The organism is Marichromatium sp. AB31 (assembly GCF_003718685.1).
Classification (GTDB): Bacteria; Pseudomonadota; Gammaproteobacteria; order Chromatiales; family Chromatiaceae; genus Marichromatium; species Marichromatium gracile.
The window spans coordinates 25,063-47,998 of the sequence record NZ_RHFI01000015.1 but is presented as its reverse complement, the minus strand read 5'-3'; the positions used below and the strand labels follow the sequence as shown (position 1 = coordinate 47,998).

Sequence of the window (22,936 nt, the reverse complement as noted above, 5' to 3'; positions counted from 1 at the left end):
GGCGGCCGCCCGCCCGGGCGGCTGCGCGTTCTGGACGCCTTGTCCCGGACCTTCCTCTGGCACGATTACGAGACCTGGGGTGCCGACCCCCGGCGTGATCGTGCCTGTCAGTTCGCCGGTGTGCGCACCAACGTCGAGCTCGAAGAGATCGGCGATCCGCTGGTGCTCTACTGCCGCCCGGCCACCGACCTGCTGCCCCATCCCGACGCCTGTCTGATCACCGGCATCACGCCGCAGCTGGCCGCGCGCGAAGGGGTGTGCGAGGCCGAGTTCGCCGCCGCCATCCATGCCGAACTGGCCACCCCCGGTACCTGCGGGGTCGGTTACAACAGCCTGCGCTTCGATGACGAGGTCACCCGTCATCTACTCTATCGCAACCTGTTCGATCCCTATGCCCGCGAGTGGCGCAACGGCAACTCGCGCTGGGACCTGATCGACACCCTGCGTCTGGCCCACGCGCTGCGCCCCGAGGGCATCGCCTGGCCGCGACACGAGGACGGCTCCACCTCGTTCCGGCTCGAGGCGCTGAGCGCGGCCAACGGTATCGAGCACGGTCAGGCGCACGACGCGCTGGCCGACGTGCGCGCCACCATCGCCCTGGCGCGGTTGCTCAAGCGCGCCCAGCCACGGCTGTTCGACTACGCCCTGACCCTGCGCGACAAGCGTCAGGCGCGCGCGCTGATCGATCGCGGACAGCCGCTGCTCCACGCCTCGGCGCGCTACCCGGCCGCACTCGGCTGCATCGCCCCGATCGCCGCGCTCGCCCCCCATCCGGGCAACCCCAACGGGGTGCTCTGCTTCGACCTGCGCCACCACCCGGCGCTGCTGCTCGACACCCCGATCGATGAGCTGCGCGCGCGCCTGTTCACCCCGGCCGCGGCGCGCGGCGCCGATGTGCAGCGCCCGCCGCTCAAGACCGTGCACCTCAACCGCGCCCCGGTGCTCGCCCCGCTCAAGACCCTGGGGGGGGAGGCCGCCGCGCGCTGGCAGATCGACCCCGCCGCGGTTGAACAGCACGCCCGCTTCGCCGCCGAGCACGCCGCCGAGCTGGCCAAGCGGGCGCGGGCGCTGTTCGACACCCCGCCCGCGGCCGAGACCGATCCCGACCTGATGCTCTACGGCGGCGGTTTCCTCGGCGATCGCGACCGCCGCCTGCTCGACGAGCTGCGTCGCCTGCCGCCGGCGCAGCTCGCCGGGCTCGCCCCGGCGTTCGAGGACCCGCGCCTGCCGGAGATGCTCTTCCGCTATCGCGCGCGCAACTGGCCCGAGACCCTCTCGCCGGAGGAGCGCGAGCGCTGGGACGGCTATCGTCTGGCGCGCCTCACCGAGCCCGATGGGGGCGCGAGCCTCACCATCGACGACTTCGAGCAGCGGCTTGCCGAACTCGACGCCGAGGGCCTCGACCCCGCCCGCGCCCGCGTGCTCGAAGCGCTCGCCGACTGGGCCGAGCAGGTCCTCGACATCGCCCCCTGAGCCGCCCTCAGCAGGCCAGCTCCACCGACAGTACGCGGATGTACTGCTCGTCGAACTCCCAGCGGATATTGCGATCGTAGAGCTGCAGCCCGAAGCGGCGCCGCTCCGGATAACGGTCCATGTAACCGGGACGCGGATCCTGGGTCAGTACCTGCTCGATCAACGCGCGCAGCCCCAGGCGGCCATCGGGGTCGGCCTGGGCGATGCCCTCGAGTGCGGCGGCCTCGAAGCGGATCGGGCGCAGACACACCACCCGCTCCTGGGCAAAGCCGCTGCGCGCATCGTGCAGCGCGTCGGCGTAGGGGACATAGGGCTTGATGTCGAGCACCGGGGTGCCGTCGAGCAGATCGATCCCGCGCAGCCTCAGCGCCAGCCCGTTGCCGTCGCGCTCCAACCCCTCGTGCGCCACCGCCGAGATCCCGATCGGGTTGGGCCGATAGGGCGCGCGGCTGGCGAACACCCCCACCGTCGAGCGCCCGCCGAGCCGGGGCGGGCGCACCGTCGGGCGCCACCCGGCATCGAGACAGTCGTCGTGGAAGACGAACACCACCCAGACGTGGGAGAAGCCCTCCAGGGCCTTGAACGCCTCCTCGCGGGCGTACTCGGGGCAGAGTTCGAGCCGGGCGTGGGCGGCCTCGACCAGCCGCGGCTGACGGGGGATGCCGAACTTGTCGGTATAGGGCGAGCGGATGAAACCGATGGGGTCGAAACTGAAGGACATCGAGACTCCGTGTGCGTGTGGACCCTTTTGCCGGACGCGGGGGCGCGGCAAAAGGGTCCAGCCTACCATCTCGGCGCCGTCTCAGAGCAGCAGCTTGAACGCGAGCAGCGCGCCGAGGGTCAGCGTCAGCACGCCCACCGCGCCCCGGATCAGCGCCTCGGGCAGGCGACGCACCGTGACCGTGGCCAGCGGCACCGAGAGCAGCGCGCCGGCGCTCAGCGGCAGCGCCAGCGACCAGTCGATAGCACCGCCGAGCAGCAGATAGGCGATGAGCCCGATCAGGCAGGTGAGCGCCTCGGCCATCGAGGTGATCGCCACCGCCTGACGCGGCGCCACCCCCGAGACCACCTGGCCCGAGGTCACCAGCGGCCCGTAGCCGCCCCCGCTCAGCCCCTTGTTGAAGGCCGCGATCGAGCCGATGGCGAGGATCCCCGCCGGGCGATAGCGCAGTCGGCGGCGCGCGGTGATCAGCGTGACCAGCCCCATGCCGAGCACGATCACCGCGATCGCCACCGAAAACCACTGGGTCGAGAGCCGGACGGCCAACAGCACCGCGCTGATCGCCCCCACCGCGCTCAGCGTCGCCAGCAGCCAGAAGGTGCGCCGCGCCTGATGGTCGCGGCGCAGGTCGATGTTGCCGTCGCGGTGGTGCAGCAGCCCGGCGGCGAGCCCGGTGAACAGCTCCGAGAGCAGTACCGCGGGGACGATCTGCAAGGGCGCGAAGCCGGCGAGCAACAGCAGCGGGGTGAGGGTGGTGCCATAGCCCATGCCGAGACTGGAATCGAGATACTCGCAGAGCAGCGCGGCGGCGAACACCGCCAGCAGCGCCGCGCTGCCGAGGCTGATCCACTCGGGGTCGAACAGCCCCTGCTCGGCCAGCGGGTCGCGCGCCAGCAGCGCGAGCACCACGCTCGAGACCAGGACCGCCCACAGCAGCAGACGACGACGATGGGTGCGGTAGACCTCGGAGAGGGTCGCGACGGTGGCGACGGCGGCATTCATGGATCGGGACTCCTTGGGTTCGTTTGGTGGAAGACTGGCTCCCCCTAGAACAAGAACCGGGCCAGGATGTGCCGGGATCGCCCAAGTCATTGAACGGAAAACACTGTACGGAACACGGGAGAGATCCGGCTAAGGACAGACCGCTGTTCATGCCGTTTCATATCACGGATAATCCGTTTCATTGAACGGCTTAGCCATGAAATAAAACGGATATGGACGATCAGGACCCGATGTTGCTCGCCCTGTGGCGCGCGCTCTGTTGTCGCCCGGCGCTCTGCGAGGGCGCGCCCGCGCTCTCGGCGCTGCTCGCCGGGCACCTCGCCCACGATTGGCTGCTGCTGCTCGAACTCGACCCTGCGCAGGGGCGGTTGCAACCGCTGGGGTGGGGTGGCGCGCCGCCACCGGCGCTGACGCGCGCGCGCACGCCGAGCATCGATCAGCGCGCGCGGCTGCGGCGCTGGTGTCTGCGCGGCGAGGCACGGGTCGCGTCGCTCGCCGCGCTCGCCGACGACCTCCCCGGGCTGCTGCCGACGGGGCTGGCGGGGCGGGGCGGGGCGCTCGGGCTCGCGCTCGACGACGAGGCGCTGGGCGTGTTGCTGCTCGGTGGCGCGATCGACGCCGGGGCCGAGCGGCTGCTGCGCGCCATCGCCCACCCCTGCGCGGTGGCGTTGCGCAACGACCGCCATCTGCGCGAGCTGGCGCGGCTGCGCGAGAGTGCCGAGGCCGATCGTCACTCGCTGCTCACCCGGCTCGGTCGACAGGGACTCGGCGACACCCTGATCGGCGCCGAGGGCGGACTGCGCGGGGTGATGCAGGGCGTCGAGCAGGTCGCCCCCACCGACACCCCGGTGCTGCTGCTCGGCGAGACCGGCTCGGGCAAGGAGGTGATCGCGCGCGCCATCCACGCCCGCTCGCGCCGCGCCGAGGCGCCCTTCGTGCGCGTCAACTGCGGCGCCATCCCGCCGGAGCTGGCCGACTCCGAGCTGTTCGGTCACGAGCGCGGCAGCTTCACCGGCGCCACCAGCCGACGTCAGGGCTGGTTCGAGCGCGCCGACGGCGGCACCCTGCTGCTCGACGAGATCGGCGAGCTGCCGCTCGCCGTCCAGGTGCGGCTGCTGCGCATCCTCCAGGACGGCAGCTTCGAGCGCGTCGGCGGTCAGCAGCCGTTGCGCGCCGACGTGCGGCTGATCGCCGCCACCCATCGCGACCTCCACGCGATGGTCGCCGACGGGCGCTTTCGCGAGGATCTGTGGTATCGCATCAACGTCTTCCCGCTACGCCTGCCGGCGCTGCGCGAGCGCCGCGACGACATCCCCGCGCTGGCCGCGCATCTTGCGCGCAAGTCGGCGCTGCGCCTCGGGCTGGCGCCGCAGCAGCCGAGCGCCGATGAGTTGGCGCTGCTGCTCGACTACCCCTGGCCGGGCAACGTGCGCGAACTCGGCGCGGTGATCGAGCGCGCCGCCATCTTGGGCGAAGGACGCGGGCTGGCCATCGCCCAGGCGCTCGGTGCCGGTGGGCCGGGGGTGCCGCGCCCGCGCGTCGAGGTCGTGTCCACCGCCGAGACGGATGCCATCGCGCCGCTCGATCAGGCGGTGCGCGCGCACATCGCCGCCGCGCTGCGCCACACCCGGGGCCGGATCGAGGGCCCGCACGGCGCCGCGCGCCTGCTCGCGCTCAACCCCAACACCCTGCGCTCGCGGATGCGCCGGCTGGGGCTGGCCGCGCGCGATTTCCGCGACTGAGCGGGCCGCGCGCCGATCGTGCTTGTGTGCGCTCGCCGAATCGGCGAGACTCGAGTCATGTCACAGGTCCTCGTCCTCGCTCATCGCCCCCGCTACGTCGCCCGCCTCATGCGCTGGCTGGCGCGTCGCCGCGTGCCCGGGTGAACCGAAGACGACTGTCCCTGCGTTCCTTCGATCCCTCATCCCAGGCCGCGGCATCCCCGCGGCCTGTTTCGTTCCCGTCTCCGTGCAATGGAGGTTTCAGGTGTCGGTTCCGGCGGCATTCATCGGTGTGGTCCTGATCTGGTCGACCACGCCACTGGCGATCAAGTGGAGCAGCGAGGCGGGCGCCCAGTTCGGCGTCACCGCGCGCATGGTCCTCGGCGTCTTCCTCTGTCTGGTGCTGGTGGCGGTGATGAGCCGCCGCATGCGCTGGAACCGCGCGGCGCTGCTGACCTATGTCGCCGCCGGACTCGGCATCTGGGGCTCGATGAGCTGCGTCTACTGGGCGGCGCAGTTCATCTCCTCGGGGCTGATCTCAGTGCTGTTCGGGCTGACCCCGGTGGTCACCGCGCTGATGGCCGCCGTCTGGCTCGGCGAGCGCGCGCTCACCCCGGCGCGCCTGCTCGGCATCGCCGTCGGCATCGGCGGGCTGTGGCTGATCTTCGCCCAGGGGCTGGCGCTCGGCGGTCCGGCGCTGCTGGGCATGGCCGGGGTGCTGGTGACGGTGGTGATCCACTCGGCCAGCGCGGTCTGGATCAAGCGCATCGGCGCGCGCCTGCACCCGGTCGAGACCACCACCGGCGCGCTGCTGATCGCGGTGCCGCTGTTCCTGCTGAGCTGGGGGCTGAGCGAGGGCTTTGCGCCGCCGGAGACGCTGCCGCCGCGCGCGCTCTGGTCGATCCTCTACCTGGCGGTGTTCGGCTCGACCCTGGGCTTCATCCTCTACTACTTCGTGCTCCACCACATGCAGGCGAGCCGGGTGGCGCTGATCCCGCTCATCACCCCGGTGCTCGCCCTGCTCCTCGGCCACCTCGTCAACGACGAGCTGCTGACCCCGAGGATCTGGCTCGGCAGCCTCACCATCCTCGCCGGCCTCGCCCTGTTCGAGTGGGGCGACCGGTGGTGGCGGCGCTGGCGGGTGGTGCGGTGATGTGGTGAGCTGGGTCAAGTAGGGGAGGATGTTCGGTTCATTCCCGCATGCGCGGGGAACACGCGCGCGTACGTGGCGTGTGTGCGTGCGTGATCGGTTCATCCCCGCATGCGCGGGGAACACCTCAGTACCAGCCCCCTCCTCGGCCTCCTCGCCGGTTCATCCCCGCATGCGCGGGGAACACTTGGCCACGATCACGGTTGCGGTGTGTTTATTCGGTTCATCCCCGCATGCGCGGGGAACACGATCGGGGCCATCACCTCCGCCAGGGGGATGGCGGTTCATCCCCGCATGCGCGGGGAACACGAGAGGAAGGGCGGCGCGTTGCAGGCGGGCGCCGGTTCATCCCCGCATGCGCGGGGAACACCGCTTGAGCTGTAGCCGCTGGGCGACGTAGACCGGTTCATCCCCGCATGCGCGGGGAACACCACTGAGCGAGACCATACAATCTCCCATCGAGGGGTTCATCCCCGCATGCGCGGGGAACACCTCTACCTGTTGTATCCCCGTGGCACGGACGACGGTTCATCCCCGCATGCGCGGGGAACACTTTCGACGTGACGCGTTCGGGTGCGCCGGCGGCGGTTCATCCCCGCATGCGCGGGGAACACGGCGCCGCGCCGGCGAACACGTTTTGCGGTGACGGTTCATCCCCGCATGCGCGGGGAACACGGCCGAATTCGCGCGGCGAGGTATTCTGCGTTCGGTTCATCCCCGCATGCGCGGGGAACACCGATAGGCGGCCGCCTCGATCAGGGCATTGGACGGTTCATCCCCGCATGCGCGGGGAACACAGCCGCCGCCTCGAGCATCTGATCCGATTCGGCGGTTCATCCCCGCATGCGCGGGGAACACTCCTATCCGATGGGCAGTTGGATGATGAATTGCGGTTCATCCCCGCATGCGCGGGGAACACAGTGTATCCACGCGCGTCGATCTGATGGGTGACGGTTCATCCCCGCATGCGCGGGGAACACGTCGCGCTGACGGTGGCGACATGAGCACCCTGCGGTTCATCCCCGCATGCGCGGGGAACACTCTTCGCGTATTTGCATGATTCAGCGAAGAAAAATACGCGCCTCTAAATCTACCAGATTTTCGGGGTCTATCGAAGGGGTTGGTTTTTCGATCATCGTGAAGGGTCCGATGGGGGTGGGGGGAGGAAGCTGACGAGTCTGAGTCCGTCGAAATCGACGGGGATGCGCCGGTTCTCGCCGATGGTGCGGAAGTCGTAGCCGGACTCGGTGTTGGTGCTCCAGGCCATGACCGCGTTGCCGTCTTCGACGCCGGAGAGGAGCTGCTCCCAGATGAACTCGCGCAGTCGCTTGGAGGGGGTGCCGATATAGACGCCGGCGCGGATCTCCAGTAGCCACACCGCCAGCCGTCCGCGCAGCCGGGGTGGGACGTTCTCAGTGACGATGACCAGCATCACCGAGTCCTTCCGGGGTGGGGATAGCGGGAGGGATGTTTTCCGGCGCCGGTGGTGGTGGCGCGAGTTCGCCGGCGGCCAGGACGTCCTCGATCATCGGGATCAGCTTGCCGAGTAGCTTGGTCTGGCGGAAGACGTCGCGGCAGGCCAGCCTGACCTCGCGCTCGGGGTTTTGCGGGGCCTTGGCGGCGATCCGGAACGCGACCGGCACGACGGTCTCGAACTTGACGATGTCGGCGATATCGTAGACGAACGACAGCGGTTTGCCGGTATGGATGAAGCCGACCGCCGGGGCATAGCCGGCGGCCAGCACCGCGGCCTCGGTGATGCCGTAGAGACAGGCGGTGGCCGAGGAGAGGCAGGTGTTGGGCAGGTCGCTGGTGTCCCAGTCCTTGGGGTCGTAGCGGCGCCCCTTCCAGCGCACGCCGTAACTCTTGGCCTGCTCGGCATAGATCTTCTTGACCCGGATACCCTCGATCCCGCGCAACTGGTCGACGCTGCGCCGCTGCGGCGGTTCCTCACCGAAGCGCAGCGCATACATGCGTCGCACGACGCGCAATCGCGCCTGGTCATCGAGCGCGAGCCGGGCCTGGTGGAGCAGGCGATCGGCGCGGGCGCCGCCCGGCTGGCCGGAGGCGTAGAGTCGGACCCCGGCCTCGCCGACCCATACCAGCAGTGTCCCGACCCGGGCGGCGAGCGCCGCCGCCCGGTGCGAGACGCGGGTGCCGGGTTCGAGCATGATGCAGGCGATGCTGCCGACCGGGATGTGGGTCTGCACGCCCTTGGTGTCGATGACGACGAAGGCGCCATCGAGCACGTCGATCTCGCCGTATTCGATGAAGATCAGCGAGATGCGCTCTTTCATCGGGATGGGTTCGAGTGGTGGCAGCATGTGGTGCTCCGTGCGCGTGTTGGCCTGTTCCCTGGGTCTGCCGGTGCGCTCAGTCGATGCCGCTGGGCGCGCGCCGGACCAGCAGCAGTCCGCAGCCGAGCCCCTTGGCCGGGCCGACGCCGTTCTCCAGCAGTCCGACCAGCGCCGCCGGATCGGTCACCCTGAGAATGCCTTCGTAGCCGACGGTGGCGATCTTGCCGCCGCGCTGCTTGCGTCTGAAATGGCTCGGCGGGTGTGGTTGGACGACGGCGTGCTCGATCTCGGCGGCACCGGCGAGCTTGCGGATCAGCCACTGTTGCTGGTCGGTCTCGCGGGTGAGCGGGACGCGGCAGGTGTCGCGCCGCTTGCCCGGTTTGTCGGCATGGTGGGCATCGCGGATGGTCTTGACCGGGTTGGCGGTGAGCACGAAGGCGAGTCGCTGGCCGACGCTCGGTCGGGGGTCGAACGCGCGACTGGCGATCAGACGCAGATCCGCGTGGGGCTGGGGTGGTTGGCGCGACTGCACCAGCACCCGGGTCGGCTGCCCCGGCTGTTGCTGCTCGATCCGGAACAGAAAGCCCTGCCGGGGTTGCTCGGGGTCGCTCCGGGGTTCGTGCGGTTGCTCGGGGAAGAGCCGCCACAGTGCGCGGTGGATGGCGTAGCGATCGGGGGCCGCGCGCGGCGGGATCTCGGCTCGACTGAGGATCATGCCTCTCCCTCCTGTCGGTGCAGATAGACCACCCGATTGGCGAACTGACGCCGGCGCGGATCGTGAGGGACGTCGCGTATCGGGATGGTGCGCCCGTGCGCCAGCGGCTGCTCGGTGTAGACCGGGCCACCCGTGGGTGGAGATCCCTCGAGCGCGGCGAGCGCGTCCTCGGCCTCGATCACACCGTCGGTAACGAGCGGGTGGGCGAGCGGGCAAGAACGTCTGCCGAGCACCGGGGTGAACAGCGGTCGGCGCAGCGCGGCGGCGATGCGATCGAGGTCGAACGCGGCATCGGGTCGAGCGCCGATGGCGACGGTGAAGCTGGCGTCGAACAGGTACTCGCGGTGCGACTGGATGGGATGGCGGTTGGTCGAGCCGTCGACCTTCCGGGCATCGAGCACGGTGTGGTAGTCGCGCTCGCGGATTGCCGACTTGGGGCTCGACTCGCTCTCCTCGGGGCGTTGGGCCTTGCGGTCGGCGCGCACGCTGATCTCGATGCTCGCCGCGAGCGCGCTGATGCGCTCGGCGTCACCACGCGCGATCCCGAGACAGGCGCCGAGCAGCCCGACCAGGGCGCTGCGGGTGGGGAAGGCGTTGCTCGGGCGGTAGTCCTCGAAGGTGTGGGTGCCCCAGGACTGCATCGGGCCGTCGAGACGCAGGATGAGATATCTGGCCATCTGCGGTGTCCTCAGCTGTGGCCGTCCTCGCGCAGCCAGGTCTGGAGCGCGGGCAGGGTGTCGAGGTGCGGCGGGGTCTCGCCGGTGGCGGCGTCGAGGCTGAAGACGCGCGCCGTCTCATTGAGTCCATAGGCGCGGTTGAGTCGCCGCCAGTAGTCGAGCATGGTCTCTATCGACGGGCGCAGATAGCCGCCCTCGCGATCCTTGGCGACGGGGGTCTCGAAGGCGTTGGCCAGCGAGATCGGTTGGTCGGCGAGGCTGACCAGGGCGCAGTCGGCGATGTTGTGGGCGGCGAAGGACTGCTGCTTGGCCTCCGGCACCACGGTGGTCATAAGTTGCAGCACATGGGCGGCGATGGCGAGCGCGCGGGCGCGGCCCGCGGCGGTCTCGGGGGCGTCGATGGTGTCGAGCAGGCCGAGGTTGTACTGCAGTTGGCGCAGGTTGAGGCTGGCGTAGCGGTAGAAGACGCCCGCCGAGAACTGTTGCACGTTGAGGTGCCCGGCGCCGCTCTCGCCGGCGTCCTGGGTGAGGTCGTCGACGGCGGTGAACCAGTCGATGTCCTGCGGCTCGACGGTGTGGGTGGTGAGGGCGTGGGCGACGGCCAGGGCGCCGTCGACACCGTGGATCAGCTCGGAGTTGGCCATCCGCCCGGAGAGTGCGACATCGAGGTCGAGCTGGTGGCGCAGGCGCTGCTCGAGCTCCTTGACCGCCTGCTTGAGATGGGTGATGCGTGCCTTCTCCGTCGCCAGCGCGGCGGCCTCGCGCAGCAGGCCGCCGATGGCCTCGATCTCGTGGCTGGAGAAGGGGATGATCTGGGTCTCGATGTGACCGCTCTTGGCGCGCGCGTACCTCTGGATCTCGGCCTCCTTGGTCTTGCCCTCGAAGATCGCGGCGACATAGAGGGCGCACTGCTCGAAAGCCGCGGCGTCGATGCCAGAATCCGGGTCGAGGTCGGCGACCAACTGGTCGAGCAGACGGCGGGTGCGGGTCGAGCGGCTGAACGCCTGGCGGTAGGTGTCGCTGAAGCGGAAGGCGCGCTTGAGCGACTGGCTGGAGATGCGCATCCGGGTCTTGCCGCCGAAGATGGCCGTCTTCTGCTGCCCCATGTCGTCGCGGTTGAGACACGATGGGCTGTGCGAGATGAGGACGTGGAGGTTGACGAAGTTCGGGCGGCTCATGCGGCATCTCCTTGATCGAGCGAATAGAGGTTGAGATAGAAGTCTTCGACGAAGCGGCGCTTACACCGGTCGCCCCAGAACTGGGCGAGTCTGGCGACCTCCAGCCAGCCGACCGGGGCCTGACTGTGCAGGTGGATCAGCAGCCGGCGGAAGGCGATCAGGTCCTGTGGCGCGGTGTCGCGGGCCATCTGGATGATGCGCCGCTCGTGGATGTGCTCGGCGCAGCGTCGGGCGAGTGGTTGCTCGCTCTCGACCTCCCTGCACCAGGGCAGCAGGAAGGCCTGTCGCAGTTGTTGAGCCGTGGGCCGCGCGCCCGGGAACAGCCGGTAGAGCCCGGCGCAGTCACGCAGGGTGTCGGGGTGATCGACCCGGCGCAGTTCGGCCTGCAGTCCGTTGGGCAGGGCGGCGTGGCGCGCGTGGAGGTCGCGGAAGTCCTGCATTTGGTCGTCGTCTTGCGATTGGGTGTCCTTGGCCATCATTCCTCCCGAAGGTGCTTGAGGTCGCGTTCGAGGATGCGTCTGGACCAGGCGATGATCGGGATCAGCGCCGGGTTGTGGGCATAGGGATCGGTGAGTTGCGCGAACAGGGGGCGGCAGTCCCGCGCCAGCCGATCGATGTAGCGCAGCCGGGCGTTGCGCCAGTCGGTGAAGGTGGTCGGGTCGGCGAGGGTGTCGAGGATCATTGGCTCGGTGCGGCTGTAGAAGCGCTGCTCGGCGATCGAGGGCAGGGCGGGGTTGCCGAGTCCGGGCAGCTCCTTGTGGTGGCTGCCCTTCTTCTGCTTGCCCTGCGCGGCGAAGCGGAGCGCGTTCTGTAGTGCGCCCTTCGCCCGCAGCCCGAGCTCGACCAACTGGTGCAGCCGGGTGTCGACCGCGTTCCATCCGACGCCCAGGGTGATGAGCTCGTGTCGCCGCTCCAGCACCGACGCCTGCTTGTTGCGATAGCCGCCGACGAGCAGACGCAAGGGTGCCTCCTCCTCCAGCGCGCCGAACTGGGTGACGGTGAGCGGCGGGCGCGCGCCCTCGCCCTTGGCCGATTGCCGCGCGATCGCCAGCTCGCCCAGTCGGGTCCAGGCCGGCGCGGTGGTGGTGAAGGAGGTGAACCGCTGCTCCAGCTTGCCCGCCTTCGCGCGGGTCTCGACGGCGCCGTGCGGGTGCGGCCACAGCCCGTCGACGGTGAACTTGAACTTCTCCTTGCGGAAGCCGAGATAACGCGGCCCGGCGTCGATGCCGAGCAGGTCGCAGGGACCGGGTTCGGTCGCGACCAGCTCAACGTGCGCCGGTTGCCAGAGCAGCCCGCGCACCACCCCGATCTGGTTCCACTGGATGGTCGACTGCGCGGCAATCGGCTCGACCCAGGTCGGGCGATCGCGGGCGTGGTCTGGTTGCCAGCCGGGCAGCAGCCGCTGTAGCCGCGGCCGGGTGAGCACGTTGGACCAGACCTGGAGGCGCAGATCGGCGGCATCGACCAGCACGGTGATCGGCGCCCCGCCGCGCAGGCTGCCCTGGAAGCCGCCGCCGAAGCTGGGACAGTTGGAGGCCTGGTGGAACAGGGCGATGGCCGCGATCGGTGCGCTGAGCGCCCGGACTTCGCCGGGGGCGTTGAAGAAGGCGTGGTTGTTGCCCTCGGGCAGCCCGATCAACAGCTTCTGGATCGGCGTGACCTCCTTGGCGCTGACCCCTCGGGTCTGCATGAAGGGCTGGGTCGGGTGGTCGAGCTGGAACCAGTCGAGGACCTCGGCAATGGCGTGCTCGAACGCGGCGGGGTCGAGCGGTTGGTCGAGCAGGTCGAACAGGGCCTCGTCGTCCTCGGGCGTGAACAGCGCCTGGGTCAGGCACACCAGCAGTTGCAGCGCGGCCAGCTCCAGGTCGTCGCGCGGCAGGCTCAGCCGCCAAGCGCCCGGCTCGCAGAGGAGTTCGCGGTAGGTGAGGAGACGGAAGTCGCCGGTGCCGTGGTGGTCACGTACCGGGATCCAGGGGGATTGGAGTAAATCCATTTGAACTCAGCCCTTTAGTACTTTCAGTACAATCGTCGCTAGCAGGATGCAGAGGATGACTGCTAAGGCTAGAACGGTGATGGGGGAAACGGGGTCGAGCGTGATGACAAGCTCCTTGATCTGGATCACGGTGTCTTTCCTGGTCTGTGAATTGAGAAGAGCGTTCCCCATCATTGTAGGTGTGTTTCTTAGTTGGTCAAGCGATTAGATGTTCTATAAATTCTAGAAAGACCTTTCTAGTAAAGAGGGATTACGGCTAGCTGATGCGTGCTTGTTGTCGTGGGGGGCTCTTAAGAGCTGCTACAATCTTTCGCTTCCCCTAGACCTAGGGGATGAACCGCGATTTGATGTCCTGAAGATCTGTCGGTCGTGACGTTCCCCGCGCCAGCGGGGCTTCGGCGTACTGCGGGATCCGGGAGTGACTGGATCCCACAGCCCGCCTACTTCCCCCTGTCTAACCGATGTCTTGGCGCGAGAGCCCGAGCCGGGTGTCGTAGATCAGCCCGCTCCGTGGGCAGCGCCAGCGGCCAGGGCCGATCGTCTCCATGTGGAGCGGGACCAGGCCGTGCTCGTCGCACGGGCAGTCGGCCAGCGTCGTTTTCTTCCAACTGCTCGGCGCCGGGCAGGTGTTCAGCAGTCGCGCTTCCTCCCACGCCGGATCGGTGGCGGCGGGCAGGGACTCGCCTTCGAGCGTGTGTCCGGCGCCATCGAGCAACAGCACGTCGACACCCAGTTCGCCGTCGCGGGTGAGGGCGCGGGCCGGCTCGTCGTTGTCGCGGAATTGGGTCTGGTTGAGCCGTGTCAGCTGGATCGCCTTGTCGTTCGCGGCGTGCTGCGCGTTGCGCCAGCCACAGTGGCAGCCATAGATGGCGTCCGGTTCGTCGTCCTGGGGGCGGTCGTCATAGACCGTCTCGATCCAGTCGCGATAGGCCGCGGGAAAGTGTGCCTCGCTCCGCTCGCGGATTAGCCGCTCGGTGCGCCACAGCAGCCGGGCATCGCCGTAGATTAACTGATGCGGCCCGTAGTCCTCGGTGCCCTCGGGCGGCGCGAGCACGTTGCATCGAGGGGTCTCGAAACCTGTCGGTCTGGCGCGCTGATGTCGATGCAAGCGACCGATGCGCTGGAGCAGCAGGTCGACCGGGCAGAGTTGGGTGATCAGCCAATCGAGGTCGAGGTCGAGGCTCTGCTCGATCACCTGGGTGGCGACGAGGATGCGCCCGCCGTGCTCGGCGGCGTCGCGACCATAGCGCTCGAGCACCCGCTGCTCGATGTCCTGGCGATCGCGCCGACGCAACCGGGCGTGGAACAGATCGACCGGCACCGCGTCCCGATCGCGCAGTTGCTGCGCGAGCCACTGGGCATCGTCGACCAGATTCATCACCACTCCGACCCGTGCGCCTTGGCGCGCGGCCTCGATCAGCGCCTCGATCCTCGTCGCGTCTGGGCGTAGCCCGGGGTCGCGCCAGAGTTCGAGGGTGACGGTGCGGCCGGGGGGCTGTTCGGTCTCCGGCAGGCAGTCGGGGGTCGTTCGGTCGTCGCGCCACAACGCGGGATAGACGGCGGGCGTCGTCGTGGCCGTCGCGGGCGTGTCGCGCCAGGTGTCGAGCAGGCGCGCGCGGATTCGGCTCGGCAGTGTTGCCGAGAGCAGGATGGCGCTGCCGCCGGTGGCGCGCTGGCGGCGCAGCACCTCGTCGAGCAGCCCCTGCATGTAGGCGTCGTAGGCGTGGATCTCGTCGACGATCAGCACCGCGCGGTGCAGACCGAAGGCGCGGATGAAGTTGTGCCGCACCGGTAGCACCGAGAGCAGCACCTGGTCGATGGTGCAGACCCCGAGCTGACCGAGGAAGACCCGCTTGCGGCTGCTGGCGAGCCAGTGCGCGCACTGCACGCTGGCCGGGGGCTGGGTGTCGGCGGCGCTGTGCGTGCCGCGCTCGACGAGTGCGCGGAACCGGACGTTGAGGTCTCTGTGGCCATGGGCGAGCACCAGGTTGGCGTCATCGAAGGCGTGGCGGGCGAAGTCCGCGCAGCGCCCGAGCATGGCGTTGGCGGTGGCCTGGGTGGGCAGGGCGAAGACGATGGTCTCGGCCTCGCCCGCGGCAAGGAGTTGCCAGGCCAGCGCCAGGGCCGCCTCGGTCTTGCCGCTGCCGGTCGGGGCCTCGATCAGCGTCAGGCCGGGGCGCGCCGCGTGTGATGCGTCGATCAGGGTCTGTACGCCGCGCGGGCGCTCGCCGTCGCGCAGCAGGGCGGCGAGCCCCGGATAGGGCCGCGACTCGCCGAGCAGGCCGAGCCGGTGCAGGAGCCCGGTATCGCGGATGTGCTGGCGGCGGCATCGCCAATAGTCCGCGGCGGGCTCGCCCGGTGCGTGATAGGGGAAGTGGGCGCTGTCCGAGCCGATCCAGTCGCACAGGCTGCAGAAGCCGGCAAGCAGGGCGCGGGCGCTGGCGCCGCAGGGCGGCGGCGAGTCGTCCGCGGCGATGCCCTGTGGTTCGAGAAAGAGGCTGGCCGCTTGTGCCAGCCAGTCACGGCGGACCGCTTGATCGTGGACCTCGATGTCGGGGTCGGCGTAACCGTTGAGGAGGATCTTGGCCTCTTCGACTTTGGGGTGCTCGTCGTCGAAGACCTCGCCGTGATGGCCGGTGACGGCGCCGAGCCAGTCGCGCCAGTGAGGACAGCCACGGCGGTGGCCCGGTACGGTCGGGGCGAGTTTGCGCCCGAGCGCATAGCCGACGAGTCCGTGGTCGAACCTGCCGCAGCCGCTGGCCGGGCGCGCGGTGAGCGTCGGCCAGCTCAGGGGGAGGACGTCGGGGGCCTTGCACTGGAAGCAGGCGTGGAGCTTGCCGAGATCGTGCAGGGCGATGAAGTAGAGCACCCAGGCGCGGCGGCGTGCCGGGTCGGGCTCTGCGGGGAAGGCCGTGGCGAAGGCGGCCCGGGTGCGGGGTGAGGCCGCCCACAGCTCGGCGGCGACCGCACAGACGTCGAGCGCGTGATGGGCGAAGGGGTGCCAGGGCGGGTCGTGCTCGGCGGTGGTGTCGGCCTTGGCCCAGTAGTGGTCGAGTGTCGTCGTCTCCATGATGCTGCCTCCTCGCGTGGCCATGTGGGCGTGGCGTCGTTGCCGGTGCGTGCGATCATGGCGCAGGCGCGCGGCGCGGGCCAAGTGGGGTGTCGAGAGGCGGTGGAGGCGGAGGGCGAGATGGAGTGGCTGTCGATCCTGGTGCTGGTGAGCTGGGCCAATGGCGCGCCGGTGATGGCGCGGTTGGTGTTCGGGCGGCGGGGTTGTCGGGCGCTCGATGGCGGCGCGCGCTGGCGCGACGGGCGGGCGCTGCTCGGGCCGTCGAAGACCTGGCGCGGGGTGGGGACGGCGCTGGCGAGCACGCCCGTGGTGGCCTGGACGCTGGGGGTCTCGCCCCTGCTCGGGCTGGGGGTGGCCGCGGCGGCGATGACCGGGGATCTGGCGACGAGCTTTCTCAAGCGTCGGCTGGGGGACCGGTCGAGCGCGGCGCGACCGGGGCTCGATCAGTTCACCGAGGCGCTGTTGCCGGCGCTGCTCGCGGTGGCGGTGCTCGGCGGTGGCTGGACGACGGTGGCGGCGGTGGTCGCGGGGTTCACCCTGATCGATCTGGCGCTGACCCCGCTGATCGCCCGGTTGTGGCGGCGCTGGCGACGCTGAACCGGGGGCTCAGTCGGGCTGGAGGACGTGGATGGTGATCTCGGGCGGGCAGTTGAGCCGGGCGTTGACCACCGAGGTGCCGGCACCGACCGAGGTGTAGCCGACGAGGGTGCCGTGGCGCCAGGGCCCGGCGGCGAGCCGGCGCGGGCAGCGGGCGTCCCAGATCAGCGGGATGCCGCCGGGCAGACAGATCTGGCCGCCGTGGGTGTGACCGCTGAGCATCGCGGCGAAGCCGGCGTGGGCGGCCTGGCGATAGATCTCGGGGGTGTGGGAGAGGAGGATCGCGGTCTCGTCCTCGGGGATCGCACCGGCGACCTTGTCGAGGTTGTGGAGCTGGTAGTAGTGGGCGTCGTCGACCCCGGCGAGGTGCAGTCGCGCGCCGTCGCGCTCGAGGGTGACGGTCTCGTTGAGCAGGAAGCGGATGCCCAGGCACTCGAGTTCGGGCACCAGACGCAGGCTGTCGTGGTTGCCGAGCACGGCGTAGACCGGCCCGCTGAGCGCCTCGCGGACCTCGCGCATGCCGTCGACCGTCGCGGTGATCGGGCCGAAGGTGCGGGCGCGGTAGTCGCCGGTGAGCACGCAGAGGTCGTAGTCGAGCCGGCGCACGGCGGCGGCGATGGCGTGGGTGTTCGCCGCGGCCATGTCGACGTGCAGATCGCTGAGCTGGAGGATGCGCAGCCCGGCGAAGGCCGGCGGCAGTCCGCGCAGCGCCAGCGCGTGCTCGACGATGCGGTGACGGCGGGCGTTGCGCCGGGCGCGGCCGTGGAGCCCGCTGAGGCGCAGACAGTGACGGATGACGCCGTGCACCGAGTACCAGTTCTCGGGATAGAAGAAGTGAGCGCCGGGGCGGTTGAGCACGAACACCTCATGATCGCGCTCGAGCCCCAGGCGCTGGCGCAGATGGGTGCGCCCGAGCCGCGCGCGCAGCCCGTCGAGCGGCGTCCCGGCGGTGCTCGCCGGGGGTGGCTGGACGGTGCGGGGGGCGGCGCTTGGCATCGCGGTCTCAGAAGGGGTTGAGATGGGCCTTGCGGGTGAAGTCCATGTAGCCGGCGCTCACCCCCTGGCGCCAGCCGGCGCCGAAACGGATCGGCGCGAGCACGGTATCGCCCGATTGCAGATAGTTCACCCCGACCCCGCCGACGAAGTAGAGGCTGCCCTCGGCGCCGGGATAGCGCTGGAACAGCGCGTCGGGGTTCGGCAGCCGATAGATCAGCACGAACACCTTGGCGGCGTTGGCGCCGACGTCGAGACCGATCGAGGGTCCCTGCCAGTAGACCGGACGGGTGTAGCCGTCTTTCATGTACAGCCGTCCCTTGCCGTAGCGCACGCCGATGCCGAGCGCGGCGCCGACCTCCTCGCCGGTGATGTAGCCGTTGGGCTCGCCCTGTTCGCGAAAGACCTTGCGCACCACGGTGCCGAGGTTCTCGGCGCCGTCGCCGAAGAAGGTCTCGATGCTGTCGAGGATCTCCTGCTGGCGGTAGGTCTGCTCGGTGGCGGAGGCGAGCGCCGGGGCGAGGACGAGGAGCAGGCAGAGGACGAGTCGAAGGGGCAGGGCGGGCATGATGATCAACGGGCTCCCATGGTGATGGTGTGGTCGATGCCCCTCCATTCTGGGTCAAGTCGCGCCGGATTGGTATGGCGCACGACGAACCCGCGGAATGAATCGGGTTTTGCTTGCCTTTTCTGGAAGTGCACTAATACTTGAGTGCGAAGGTAGGAAATTAGCCGTATCGTCCCGGCACGGAGGCCGACGGCTTGTGCCTGACCATCCTGTTTCTTTCAGTCATGCCCAGAGGATTCGCGCCATGAGCAACGACAATGTGACCTCCATCAGCCCGCTGACCGCCATCCTGGTGCTCGCCGCCGCGGTGGGCCCACTGGCGGCGCTGTCGATCGGCAGCAAGGTCGCCGACGAGGAGACCTTGGAGCGTGCCCGCGCCGGCCTGGAGAACGCCACCCCGACCGATCGTTTCGCCCATTACGACAGTCTGCGCAGCCCGTCCTATGCCTCGAACAAGTCGATCACCGACATCACCGAGGGCTCCGGGGTGTTCACCAAGCTGCAGGCGGCGATCGAGGCCGCCGGCGCCGAGGCGATGTTCTCCGAGGGTGGTCCCTACACGGTGTTCGCGCCGAGCAACGAGGCCTTCTCGCGCATCCCCGCCGATCAGCTCCAGGCGCTGCTCTCGGACAAGGAGCGGCTCAATCAGGTGATCGCCGCGCACGTGGTGCCGGGGCGGCTGAGTCCGACCGAGCTGATGCAACTCGAGAGCGCGCCGACGCTCTCGGGCGAGCGCGTCGCGATCAGCGTGCCGGGGATGATCAAGGTCGGCGAGGCCACCGTCTCGCAGTCGATCGCCGCGCGTAACGGCGTGGTGCACGTGATCGACCGCGTGCTGCTCTGACCCGTCCCGTCGCCGCCCGCCGCGTGGGCGGCGCTTCTCCCGAGCCCGATGACGAGGCCGTGGCCATCTGGTCGCGGCCTCGTCGTTGCTGGTTCAGTCCTCGAGCCCCGCTTGCGTCGGCAGGGCGATACGACCGGCTTGCAACAGCGGCTCGATCTTCGCGCCCGGCAGGGGGCGGCTGTAGAGATAGCCCTGGGCGATGTGACAGCCGTGCTGGAGCAGGAAGTCGCGCTGCAGCCGGGTCTCCACGCCCTCGGCGATGCCCTCGAGACCGAGACTGTTGCCGAGCCCGATGATCGCCTTGACGATGGCCGCGGCCTGATCGTGACGGGCGCTCTCGGCGCCGATGTCGGCGAGGAAGGAGCGGTCGATCTTCAACGCGTTGACCGGCAGGCGGTTGAGATAGTTGAGCGAGGCGTAGCCGGTGCCGAAGTCGTCGATCGCAATCGAGAAGCCACGCTCGCGCAACCCGGCGAGGATGTCGACGGCGCGGTCGATCGAACGCATGGTGGCGCTCTCGGTGATCTCGAACTCGAGCAGCTCGGGCGGGATGGCGAACGCGTCGACGATGCCGTCGATGGACTCGATGAGCGCCTCCTGGTAGAGCTCGTTGGCCGAGAGGTTGACCGCCATCGGCACCGGCGCGATCCCCGCCTCGCGCCAGCGTGCGAGCTGGCCGCAGGCCTGGCGCAGCACCAGCGGACCGATCTGCAGGATCAGTCCGGTCGCCTCGGCCACCGGGATGAAGCGTCCCGGCGGGATCCAGCCGTGGTGCGGATGGTTCCAGCGCACCAGCGCCTCGAGACTGAGGATGCGCCCGGTGCGCATGTCGACCCTGGGCTGGAAGTGCAGCGAGAGCTGCTCGCGCTCGAGCCCGTGACGCAGATCCTGTTCGAGCTGGAACTGCTGGTGCATCTGCTCGTTGAGCGCCGGGGTGAAGAAGCGGTAGGCGCCGCGTCCCTCGGCCTTGGCGGTGTGCAGTGCGGCGTCGGCGTGGCTGATCAGCGCATCGGTGCTGCGCGCGTCATCGGGGTGCAGGGCGATGCCGATCGAGGCGCTGATCAGCAGCGAGTGCCCGTCGATGACGAAGGGCATGGTCAGTGCCTGCTGGATGCGCTCGGCAAGCTCTCCCGAGGCCTGCACCGAGCGATTGCGGGTGGCCAGCCAGATGAAGTTGTCGCCGCCGAAGCGCGCGAGGGTGTCGTCGCTGCCGAGCACCCCGAGCAACCGCTGGGCGACCTCGCGCAGCACCTGATCGCCGAGGCGGTGGCCGAGCGAGTCGTTGACCTGCTTGAGGTTGTCGAGATCGAGCGAGAGCAGCGCGACCCCCAGCCGTCGTTTGGTGGCGATCTGCAGCGCCTGCTCGATGCGCTGGCGCATCAGTGCGCGGTTGGGCAGGCCGGTGAGCGGGTCGTAGTGCGAGACGAAGGCCAGCTGCTTCTCGTCGCTGATGTTGATCAGTCCGCCGTAGTGACGGCGCGCGCCGGGTTGTGCCGGATCGGCGCAGCACTCGGTGGTGGCGCGCACCCAGCGCAGCGTACCGTCGCGATGGCGCAGCCGCAGCTCGCAGGTGGAGCTGGCGCCGATGGGCAGCTCGAGGATGCGCGAGACGAACAGCTCCTGGTCGTCCTCGATCACCAGGAAGCGCCAGGTGCCGTGGGCGCGGACCTCCTCGACGCTGTAGCCGCTGAGCGTGGTGATCGACTCGGTGATCCACTCGAGCGAGGGGGTGTCGTCTGCCGCGCGCAGCACCGAGTAGGCGACGTCCGTCACCACCGAGGTGACCTGACGATAACGGGTCTCGCTGGCGCACAGCTCGCGCTGGGCGTGCTGGCGCACGCGCAGGTTGGAGAGGGTCTCGGCGACGAGCTGGAGCGTCTGCGCCTCGTCGTTGGTCCAGACCCGGTGCGCGAGACACTCGAGTTCGAGCAACGCCGGGCGCTGGTCGGTGTCGAGCAGCGGCGCGACGAGCAGCGCGCGGATGCCGCGGTGCTCGAGCAGCTGGCGCTCGAATTCGACCCCGAGCGCCTGGTGTTCGCGCGCGGGCAGGCTGACCGGGCGCCGTGCCTGGTGTTCGGGAACGAAGCCGGCGGGCAGTGGCGTGGGATGGTACTGCGCTGCGGCGGCGATGCCGGAGCTGCGCCACTGCTGGAGGCAGCGTGCGCGGGTGCCGCCCTCGGGGGCGTCCTCGAGGTGCGAGAGCAGACAGCGGTCGACCTCGAAGAAATGTCCGACACGATCGAGCGCCTGGGCGAGCGTGCAGGCGTCGGGCTGGTCGTGGCGGGATTCGGTGAACAGCGTCGAGAGTTCGGTGAGCAGTCCCTGGAGACGGAGCTGGCGGCGTAGCGCGCGCTGGGTCTGCTCGCGTTCGGTGACATCGGTCACCAGGCCTTGGAAGTAGAGCACCTGCCCATCGGCGCCGCGCGCCACGCTGGTGTCCTCCTCGACCCAGTGCACCGAGCCGTCGGCCCAGATCACCCGATAGATCAGGTTGAAGGCCGCCTCGGTGGCGCTGAGATAGTCGCTGAAGCCCTGATCGACCCGGGCGCGGTCCTCGGGGTGGACCAGTTCGATGAACTGCAGCTCGCCGCTCTGCATGCGTTCGAGCGGATAGCCCCAGCGGCACACGTTGTGCGAGGCATAACTGATCGGCCAGCCGGGTTCGGGGCGCCAGCGAAAGGCTACCGTGGTGCTGGCGTCGACGACCTCGGCGGCGACCGCCAGCCGGGTGTTGGCGCTGATCAGCGCATCGCGCTGGGCGATCCGTTCGGTCTGGTCGATGATGCAGCAGACGCACTCGAAACGGTCGCTCTCGGGGATCGGCAGCCGGATCAGCACCAGGTCGGCGAGCAACGGGCAGGTCTCGCGGCCGCGCAGCGCGATCTCGCTGCAGCTGGCCTTGCCCTCGCGCAGCGCACGCTGCAGCGCGCTCTGCAGGAAGGGCTGGTGTCTGGAGTGGGCGAGCAGCGTGAACAGCCGACGATCGAGCTTGAGCAGGTGCGAGGCCGCGCCGTTGTGATCGCCGATGCGCCCGTCCTCGGAGACCTGCAGCACCGGGATGGGCAGCTCGTAGTAAAAGCGCATGAAGCGGGTGCGCGCGATCTCGTTGAGGTGCTGGCTCTCGTGCAGTGCCTGCTGCTGGAGTTCGAGTTCGGCATGATAGATATGCAGCTCCTCGAGGAGCTGCTCGAGCCCGAGTCCGCCCTGATCGAGTTCGATCAACGCCGGGGTGAGGCGGCCATCGCGCAGGATCTGGCGGGCGCGCTCGCGCAACTGGCCGTGACTGGTGGTGGCGTCCTTGGGCGTCATCCGGGTCTCCGCGCGGTTGGGGCCTGGCGCGTGCGGGCACGGCGGCAGCGCCACCCTCTCCGTGAGGCCTCGTGGTGCCTGGGTTCGCGTGTTTCGACGGCCTCGGGGCGGCTTCGCCCCAGGAGCAGTAGCGCCATCTCTGTTGCTTCCTCCGCTGCCCGCTCGGGCGTGGCGACGATGGTGTCGCGGTCCTTCCCTGTTACCGGTCGTCTCGGCCCCAATGATCCGTCCAGCCGGCGTCGTGCCAGGGGTCGAGCACCATCACCGGTGTGTTCTTCCAGGCCAGCGCCCGCAGCCACGGCAATCGGCTGCGGGCCGCCAGCAGCGGCGGCAGCGGATGCAGGTCGCCGGCCTGTACTCGGTCGAGCGATATCGGTTCGTCGACGCGGACCCGGAGCGCTCCCGCGGGGTGGGCGAGGAGCAGCTGGCGCTGGTGTTGCGCGGGGCGCTCGTCCGTCGTCGAGGACAGTCGCAGCAGCTCGGCGATATGGGGCGCGCGGGTGCTGTCGGCCGGCTCCAGGGCGATCACCCGACGGCGCTCCAGGGCAAAGCCCAGCCGATTGGCATGAAACGATAACAGATCGATCCCCAGGGGCGTAGTCGTGCTCTGCGTTTTTTTGTTTTCCAT

The 22,936-nt window shown here is 69.5% G+C and carries 20 protein-coding genes and 1 CRISPR repeat array; of the genes, 5 read left to right on the top strand and 15 right to left on the bottom strand.

Annotation, left to right across the window (positions count from 1 at the left end):
* The first annotated feature begins 39 nt into the window (after positions 1–39).
* On the top strand, positions 40–1,473 hold the full coding sequence (gene sbcB, locus EBL84_RS11785; RefSeq protein WP_123140996.1) for an exodeoxyribonuclease I: 1,434 nt from the start codon (positions 40–42) through the stop codon (positions 1,471–1,473).
* A 7-nt stretch (positions 1,474–1,480) separates the two neighbouring features.
* Here the strand turns inward: sbcB and tsaA are convergent, their stop codons facing one another.
* Both tsaA and EBL84_RS11775 read right to left on the bottom strand, forming a co-directional pair.
* Complete coding sequence (gene tsaA / locus EBL84_RS11780) at positions 1,481–2,194, bottom strand: tRNA (N6-threonylcarbamoyladenosine(37)-N6)-methyltransferase TrmO (RefSeq protein ID WP_123140995.1); 714 nt, start codon at positions 2,192–2,194, stop codon at positions 1,481–1,483.
* An 81-nt stretch (positions 2,195–2,275) separates the two neighbouring features.
* Positions 2,276–3,196 (bottom strand): sulfite exporter TauE/SafE family protein, encoded by a 921-nt coding sequence (locus tag EBL84_RS11775; RefSeq protein ID WP_123140994.1) that lies wholly within the window; start codon positions 3,194–3,196, stop codon positions 2,276–2,278.
* Positions 3,197–3,408: 212 nt separating this feature from the next.
* Here EBL84_RS11775 and EBL84_RS11770 point away from each other — a divergent pair, with 212 nt between their 5' ends.
* Both EBL84_RS11770 and EBL84_RS11765 read left to right on the top strand, forming a co-directional pair.
* Positions 3,409–4,938: a sigma-54-dependent Fis family transcriptional regulator gene (locus tag EBL84_RS11770; RefSeq protein WP_223807008.1), complete on the top strand. Its 1,530-nt coding sequence runs from the start codon at positions 3,409–3,411 to the stop codon at positions 4,936–4,938.
* Positions 4,939–5,182: 244 nt separating this feature from the next.
* Positions 5,183–6,070 (top strand): DMT family transporter, encoded by an 888-nt coding sequence (locus tag EBL84_RS11765; protein WP_123140993.1) that lies wholly within the window; start codon positions 5,183–5,185, stop codon positions 6,068–6,070.
* A 33-nt stretch (positions 6,071–6,103) separates the two neighbouring features.
* Positions 6,104–7,108: direct repeats of the CRISPR family, unit length 29 nt; unit sequence CGGTTCATCCCCGCATGCGCGGGGAACAC.
* A gap of 91 nt (positions 7,109–7,199) precedes the next feature.
* Here EBL84_RS11765 and cas2e read toward each other — a convergent pair.
* From cas2e to cas3, 9 genes are all read right to left on the bottom strand, one after another.
* Entirely contained in the window at positions 7,200–7,499 is a 300-nt protein-coding gene (gene cas2e / locus EBL84_RS11760; RefSeq protein WP_123140992.1) for a type I-E CRISPR-associated endoribonuclease Cas2e, read from the bottom strand.
* Positions 7,480–8,391, bottom strand: a complete 912-nt coding sequence (gene cas1e / locus EBL84_RS11755) for a type I-E CRISPR-associated endonuclease Cas1e (RefSeq protein WP_123140991.1) — start codon at positions 8,389–8,391, stop codon at positions 7,480–7,482. The genes cas2e and cas1e overlap by 20 nt, the downstream gene beginning before the upstream one ends.
* 49 nt (positions 8,392–8,440) lie before the next feature.
* Positions 8,441–9,079, bottom strand: coding sequence for a type I-E CRISPR-associated protein Cas6/Cse3/CasE (gene cas6e / locus EBL84_RS11750; RefSeq protein ID WP_123140990.1), 639 nt, complete (start codon positions 9,077–9,079; stop codon positions 8,441–8,443).
* On the bottom strand, positions 9,076–9,756 hold the full coding sequence (gene cas5e / locus EBL84_RS11745) for a type I-E CRISPR-associated protein Cas5/CasD (protein WP_123140989.1): 681 nt from the start codon (positions 9,754–9,756) through the stop codon (positions 9,076–9,078). Before cas5e ends, cas6e begins: the two co-directional genes overlap by 4 nt.
* Positions 9,757–9,767: 11 nt before the next feature.
* Positions 9,768–10,934: a type I-E CRISPR-associated protein Cas7/Cse4/CasC gene (cas7e, locus tag EBL84_RS11740; RefSeq protein ID WP_123140988.1), complete on the bottom strand. Its 1,167-nt coding sequence runs from the start codon at positions 10,932–10,934 to the stop codon at positions 9,768–9,770.
* On the bottom strand, positions 10,931–11,374 hold the full coding sequence (locus tag EBL84_RS11735) for a CRISPR-associated protein Cse2 (RefSeq protein ID WP_123141024.1): 444 nt from the start codon (positions 11,372–11,374) through the stop codon (positions 10,931–10,933). Before EBL84_RS11735 ends, cas7e begins: the two co-directional genes overlap by 4 nt.
* Before the next feature lie 35 nt (positions 11,375–11,409).
* Positions 11,410–12,927, bottom strand: coding sequence for a type I-E CRISPR-associated protein Cse1/CasA (gene casA / locus EBL84_RS11730; RefSeq protein ID WP_123140987.1), 1,518 nt, complete (start codon positions 12,925–12,927; stop codon positions 11,410–11,412).
* Between the two features lie 6 nt (positions 12,928–12,933).
* On the bottom strand, positions 12,934–13,056 hold the full coding sequence (locus EBL84_RS17485) for a hypothetical protein (protein WP_255420157.1): 123 nt from the start codon (positions 13,054–13,056) through the stop codon (positions 12,934–12,936).
* A gap of 325 nt (positions 13,057–13,381) precedes the next feature.
* The gene (gene cas3, locus EBL84_RS11725; RefSeq protein WP_190287951.1) at positions 13,382–15,997 is read right to left on the bottom strand and encodes a CRISPR-associated helicase/endonuclease Cas3; all 2,616 of its coding nucleotides are present in this window, start codon (positions 15,995–15,997) and stop codon (positions 13,382–13,384) included.
* 120 nt (positions 15,998–16,117) lie between these two features.
* Here cas3 and EBL84_RS11720 point away from each other — a divergent pair, with 120 nt between their 5' ends.
* Positions 16,118–16,594 (top strand): CDP-archaeol synthase, encoded by a 477-nt coding sequence (locus EBL84_RS11720; RefSeq protein ID WP_123141023.1) that lies wholly within the window; start codon positions 16,118–16,120, stop codon positions 16,592–16,594.
* Positions 16,595–16,603: 9 nt separating this feature from the next.
* Here the strand turns inward: EBL84_RS11720 and EBL84_RS11715 are convergent, their stop codons facing one another.
* Both EBL84_RS11715 and EBL84_RS11710 read right to left on the bottom strand, forming a co-directional pair.
* Positions 16,604–17,590 (bottom strand): metallophosphoesterase, encoded by a 987-nt coding sequence (locus tag EBL84_RS11715; protein WP_190287950.1) that lies wholly within the window; start codon positions 17,588–17,590, stop codon positions 16,604–16,606.
* 7 nt (positions 17,591–17,597) lie between these two features.
* A complete protein-coding gene (locus EBL84_RS11710) occupies positions 17,598–18,155 on the bottom strand; it encodes a DUF1134 domain-containing protein (RefSeq protein ID WP_223806141.1) in 558 nt (185 codons plus the stop codon).
* A gap of 244 nt (positions 18,156–18,399) precedes the next feature.
* Between EBL84_RS11710 and EBL84_RS11705 the strand changes: the two genes are divergently transcribed.
* Complete coding sequence (locus EBL84_RS11705) at positions 18,400–18,999, top strand: fasciclin domain-containing protein (protein ID WP_123140984.1); 600 nt, start codon at positions 18,400–18,402, stop codon at positions 18,997–18,999.
* Positions 19,000–19,092: 93 nt separating this feature from the next.
* Here EBL84_RS11705 and EBL84_RS11700 read toward each other — a convergent pair whose 3' ends face one another.
* Complete coding sequence (locus tag EBL84_RS11700; protein ID WP_123140983.1) at positions 19,093–22,308, bottom strand: EAL domain-containing protein; 3,216 nt, start codon at positions 22,306–22,308, stop codon at positions 19,093–19,095.
* Positions 22,309–22,507: 199 nt separating this feature from the next.
* Complete coding sequence (locus EBL84_RS11695; RefSeq protein WP_123140982.1) at positions 22,508–22,936, bottom strand: hypothetical protein; 429 nt, start codon at positions 22,934–22,936, stop codon at positions 22,508–22,510.